This window comes from Microbacterium sp. (assembly GCF_047972865.1).
Lineage (GTDB): Bacteria > Actinomycetota > Actinomycetes > Actinomycetales > Microbacteriaceae > Microbacterium.
On sequence record NZ_JBKEAY010000097.1, the window covers coordinates 1 to 5,445 of the forward strand.

At 70.4% G+C, this 5,445-nt stretch carries 5 protein-coding genes; 1 reads left to right on the forward strand and 4 read right to left on the reverse strand.

Going from position 1 to position 5,445, the window contains the following annotated elements; genetic code table 11:
- Positions 1 to 139: 139 nt before the first annotated feature.
- From ACK5KK_RS06140 to ACK5KK_RS06150, 3 genes are read right to left on the reverse strand one after another with little or no spacing between them, the layout of a single operon-like run.
- Positions 140 to 817, reverse strand: a complete 678-nt coding sequence (locus ACK5KK_RS06140; RefSeq protein ID WP_416889207.1) for an ABC transporter ATP-binding protein — start codon at positions 815 to 817, stop codon at positions 140 to 142.
- A complete protein-coding gene (locus ACK5KK_RS06145; protein WP_416889208.1) occupies positions 814 to 2,466 on the reverse strand; it encodes a hypothetical protein in 1,653 nt (550 codons plus the stop codon). The genes ACK5KK_RS06140 and ACK5KK_RS06145 overlap by 4 nt, the downstream gene beginning before the upstream one ends.
- Complete coding sequence (locus ACK5KK_RS06150; RefSeq protein WP_416889209.1) at positions 2,463 to 3,449, reverse strand: hypothetical protein; 987 nt, start codon at positions 3,447 to 3,449, stop codon at positions 2,463 to 2,465. The genes ACK5KK_RS06145 and ACK5KK_RS06150 overlap by 4 nt, the downstream gene beginning before the upstream one ends.
- Before the next feature lie 469 nt (positions 3,450 to 3,918).
- Here ACK5KK_RS06150 and ACK5KK_RS06155 point away from each other — a divergent pair, with 469 nt between their 5' ends.
- Positions 3,919 to 4,611: a hypothetical protein gene (locus ACK5KK_RS06155; protein ID WP_416889210.1), complete on the forward strand. Its 693-nt coding sequence runs from the start codon at positions 3,919 to 3,921 to the stop codon at positions 4,609 to 4,611.
- 55 nt (positions 4,612 to 4,666) lie between these two features.
- Here the strand turns inward: ACK5KK_RS06155 and ACK5KK_RS06160 are convergent.
- Positions 4,667 to 5,445 (reverse strand): AAA family ATPase (locus ACK5KK_RS06160; protein WP_416889211.1); only part of this gene is annotated, 779 nt, incomplete at its 5' end.

The following is a 5,445-nucleotide window of genomic DNA, read 5'->3' on the forward strand; positions in this document are numbered from 1 at the left end:
CGGGAGCCGATGTCGGTGGTCGCCTCCACGACCACGTCACTGGCCGAGAAGCGGTCGGCGCGCGGCACCGGCGGCACCAGCGCGGCAACCGCGGATGCCGTCCGATCGCCGGCATCCGGCCGTCGCCGCCGCCACCGGTTCACCGCGGCTCCTCCAACCTGCCGTCCCGCAGTCGCAGCGACCGATCGGCGCGCGCGGCCACGTCGCGGTCGTGGGTGATCACCACGAGCGTGATGCCGTCGGCGTTGAGCTCTTCGAAGAGGGTCATCACCTCACCCGAGGTGACCTGGTCCAAGCTCCCCGTCGGTTCGTCGGCCAGCAGCAGTGCCGGGCCGCTCACGACCGCGCGGGCGACGGCGACACGCTGCCGCTCACCGCCGGAGAGCGTTCCGGGGAGGAACTGCGCCCGGTGGCCCAGGCCTACCCGTTCCAGAGCCGCACGGGCACGCGGATATCGCTCGGCGCGGGGGATGCCGCTGTACAACATCGGCATGAGCACATTGTCGAGCACGGTTCGTCGTTGCATCAGGTGGAAGCCCTGGAAGACGAAACCGATGAAGCGGGCGCGCACCGCCGCCCGCTGGTCGTCGTCGAGATCGCCCGTGCGGGCACCCGCGAGCCGGTACTCGCCGACGCTGGGCCGATCGAGCAGCCCCAGGATGTTGAGCATCGTCGACTTGCCCGATCCGCTCGGCCCCACCACGGCGAGATACTCGCCCGGCGCGAGCGCCAGCGAGACGCCCTTCAACGCCTGCACCTCGGGAGACCCGGGGAACGACCGGGTGACGTCGGTCAGCTCGACCAGGGGCGCCGTCACGACCCCACCACGACGAGGTCGTCCTCGCGGAGATCCTGATCCACCGGGGTCACCTCGACGTACCCGCCGGCTGCCAGGCCGGTCTCGACGACCACGAGTCGCGTTTCGGCATCCTCCCCCTCGCGCGGGTCCCCCTCCACGACCTCGACGCGGGACTCACCGCCGGGACCCGCTGTCAACGCCGCATACGGCACCGACAGCACCGCTCCATCGGTGGCGGCCACCGGCACCTCGATGCGCACGTTGGTCCCCTGGATCTCGGCGATCTGTTCCGGCGTGAGCTCGTCGGGGGTGAACGTGACCGTCGCGCGCGCCTCCCCGGCGTCGGCGGTGATCTCGGAGATCACCGCGCGATGCCGCCCCCCGTCGGGGAGCGCGAAGAACGCCTCGTCGTCGACCTGCAACAACTCCGCGTCGGCCGCGGCGGCCGTTCCCGACATCTCCACCGTCGCGCCCGAGACCACCATGGCCGCGCCCTCCAGGACGGCTCCGCGCTGCACGTTCAGCTCGTCGACGCGACGCGGCAGATCGGTCAGATAGAGCACTTCGCTGGCCGGCAACGGGGTCAGCGCTCCCTGGCGCGCGAGCGTCAGGGCCTCCTCGGCGTCGGAGATCTGATCCTGCGCGCTGGCGACGGCGGCCTGTTCGGCCGTCGTGTCCCGCGCGGCCGTGAGCTCGCGGCGCTGGATCTCGGCGAGCGCCAGCTGGTCACGGAGGTCGCCGATCATCACCGAGTCACGCGGCCGGGCCGCCTCGGCGGCGGCGAGTTGGCGCTTCAGGGCGGCGACCTGGTTGTCGGCGGCCTTCCGTTCGGATGCCGATGGCCCCGCGCCCGCTTCCGTGAGCGCCGCGCGGGCCGACACGAGCGACTCCTCGGCGGCTCGGACGCCTTCCCGGGCCGCCACGACGGCCTCTTCCGCGCCGTCGGGTGGCCGCGGTGCGGGGTAGCCGACCCGATCGTAGAGTGCCGCGACGGCCTCGGCGGTCGCGGTGTCGAAGACATCCGAATCGACGTCACCGACGGCGAGGTCGAGGCTGCGCAGCGCGCGTTTGAGCTGCGTCACGTCGGGGCCAGCGTCGCCGAACGAGAGCGTGCGGTACGCCGGCAACGCGCCGGGAAGGACGATTACGGGTCGACCGGCGACCTCGAGCGCGACCGATTCGGCCGCCAGATCCGCGCCTTGCTCGGGGACCACCCCGGTCACCACCGCCGCCCCCTCCACCGACGAGGTGTCCAAGGTCACCTCCACGGCATCCGCGTACCCCACGTCGGCGCGCATCGTGATGTCGTTGCTGAGCTCGCCGTACTCGACCGGAACCGTGATCAGTCCCGGCTCGGGCGCGCCCTGCCCGATCGCGGCGTCGACGGGCGAGATGACGAAGCGGCCCAGCACGAGCCCCGCCGTGAGCGCGCCGACCGCGACGATCGTGACGACCCACAGCATCCGGTTGCCGACGAACACCCGACGCCACCCGTCGACGGGGGCGTCGTCGGACGCGGTATCGGCCTCGTCCGCCACGGCCAGGTCGGGCGCGGCGAGCAGGTCGTCCCCCTCGCCCGCGACGGGGTCGGGCGCCCCGACGGATTCCGCTTCCGCGTCGCCGAGGAGGGCGTCGGCCGCTCTCGCGCGACGCCTGCCCGGCGTCACTGCGCTGCCTGCTCGGCCGCCGCCCTCAGTGCGTCGAGCTCCGCCTTGTGCTCATCGATGAACTGCTGTTCCAACGCGAACTGCACCCGCAGCGCCCGTGTCATGTAGTCGGTCTTCTCCCGGCAATCCAGGTCGGCGAGCGCGAGCTCGACCTCCTTGTCCGAAATCGCCGCCAGGTCGGACTCGGCCACGTCGCCCGTGCGCTCCGGGTCGTCCCACGCGGCGTTGAGTTCGTCCATGATCGACTCCTGCGCGTCGGACTGCTTCGCGAACCCGCCGTGCCCGGCCTCGGCCATGCACTCCGACCATTCCCGATCGAGCTCGATGCGCTCCGGCGCGTCGTCCAGCGACGCATACAGCGCTTCCAAATCGGTCATGAGCGGCTGGAACTCCTCGGCAGCGAACACCGACACCGCCGGATCGATGCTCTCGTAGGCGGCCCCCTGGCATCCCCTGTCCCAGGTATCCCAATCGAAATCGGGGTCGTTCATCTGCTCCTCGGTCGGCGATGGCCCGTAGAGCGTATCCATGTACGCTTCCTGCTCCGCCGCGGACAACGACTCGACGTACTCGGCATTCGGGTCATCCACCTCCTCCGGGGAAGCCTCGTCCGGCACCGCCTCGTCGCCGTACGGGGATTCCACGATGCCATAGCCGTACTGCGCGACCCACTCCCGGTCGTCCGGTTTCCACATGTCCTCATCGGCAGCGCCGTACGTCGTGACCGCGCCGGTGTCCGGAATGTACTCGAAGCCCTCATCCGCCATGCACTCGGCAACCGCTTCCTGCACTTGTCGTTCCTGCTCGTTCGACCGTTCCAGGAGCGCTTCCTCCGACAGGTCGCTCCCGGACACGGCGGAGAAGTACTCATTCAGCGGAGAGTCCGCGTAGGTGAGATCTCCGCCTTCGTCTCCGGCGGCACACCCCGTCAACACCACCGCACCCGCCACAATGCCGATCGCCCATACACGCGCGTTCTTCATCCATCGTCCCCTGCTCGTGATCGCCCTACACAGCCCATCCTGGCTACCGGGGCGCGCCACGGCATCCCCCGATGGGATGACATCTGGGTCACCGGGAGTGGGCCCGCGCAGCGGCCCCGTGGCGCTTGTGCGGCGCCGATGAACTGTGCGACGATGCTCATCGGGCGGCCGCGTCGCGCCCGACCTTCACGCCGGTGCTCGCGCCACCGGCTCGGCGAGAGCCGGAAGGCAAAGGGGACCTGGAGTGCTCGACGCATCATCGATCGAATCCTGAACGGCGACCGGTCGGGGCGGCGCGAGCGGACCGCCGCGTCGCGTGGACAGGAGCACCGATGACCATCACCGACAACGCCGCGCGGATCGACCGTGAACGCCGAGGTGCCGGCGGTGCGCAGCCCCCCGATGCGCGGGGAACCCGTCCGTGCGGATGCCGGCGGCGGGGATGCCTGCGCCGGGGAGCGTGTCGGCCATGACAGTCCAGGAGTCGTTCAAGAAACGCATCCGCGCCCGCATGGCTCAGACCGGAGAGCGCTACGGTGCCGCGCGGCGCACACTCATCGAACGCGGTCGCCCAGATCAGGCCGACGGCGGGTGGGTGGCTCAGCCCGAGCACTCGGACGAGGCGATCCGGCGCGCCACCGGCCGCGGGTGGGACGAATGGGTGACCGCGATCGACGCCGGACCCGGTCGCGACGCCGGACACACCGCGATCGCGGCGTGGCTGCACGACGCGCGGGGCGTCGGCTCCTGGTGGGCGCAGAGCGTCACGGTCGGGTACGAGCGGATCACGGGGCTGCGCCTGCCCGGCCAGATGACCGACGGCACCTTCACCGTGTCGCGATCCCGCACGGTCGACCTCGATGCCGCAGAGTTCGCCGCAGCGCTCTGGGACGATCAGGCACGGGCGGCGATGCTGCCGGGATTCGCCTCGACGGCCCGCTCCCGACCGGGCGCCAAGTCGCCGCGCTTCGGGCTCGTCGGCGGTGAGGACGGGGCCGACCTCGGCGTCATCCAGGTCACGACCGAACAGGCCAAGGGACGAGCCAAGATCGTGATCACACACGAGAAGCTCCCGACGCTCGCCGCCGCCGACACCTGGAAGCAGTTCTGGACCGACTGGCTGGCAGCCCTCGCCGGCGATGCCGTGGCGGCGGAGCGCTGAGACGACGGAGGGGGTGGATGCCGCGGCATCCACCCCCTCCGCTGCAGCGCGTCGGTCAGCTTCCGGCGACGATGTCCGGCGTGGCCTCGATCTCGCCGGCGGCCCCAACGCCCACGGCGACCTTGTCGCCGCGGGGTCCGTGCTCGAAGACGAACTCGGTGTCGGTGGCATCCACCTTGACGTGGTCGCCGTTGCTGAGCTCGCCGTGCAGGATCTTTTCGCTGAGGCGGTCTTCGACCTCGCGCTGCATGGCGCGGCGCAGCGGCCGGGCACCGAGCGTCGGATCGAAGCCGATCTCGATGAGCCGGTCCTTGGCGGCATCGCTCAGCTCGACGGTCATGTCGCGGTCCAGCAGCCGCTCGGACAGTCGCTTGGTGAACAGGCCCACGATCTGGCGCAACTCGTCCTTGCTCAGCTGCGGGAACACGATGACGTCGTCGACGCGGTTGAGGAACTCGGGCTTGAAGTTGCGCTTGAGCTCTTCGTCGACCTTGCCCTTCATCCGCTCGTACGTGGTCTGCGCGTTGCCCTCGACCTGGAACCCGACCGGGCCACCGGCGATCGCCGACGAGCCGAGGTTCGTGGTCATGATGATGACCGTGTTCTTGAAATCGACGACGCGGCCCTGACCGTCGGTGAGCCGGCCCTCTTCGAGGATCTGCAGCAGCGAGTTGAAGATGTCGGGGTGGGCCTTCTCGATCTCGTCGAACAGGACGACCGAGAACGGCTTGCGCCGCACCTTCTCGGTGAGCTGGCCGCCCTCCTCGAAGCCGACGAACCCCGGAGGGGCACCGAACAGCCGCGACACGGTGTGCTTCTCACTGAACTCGCTCA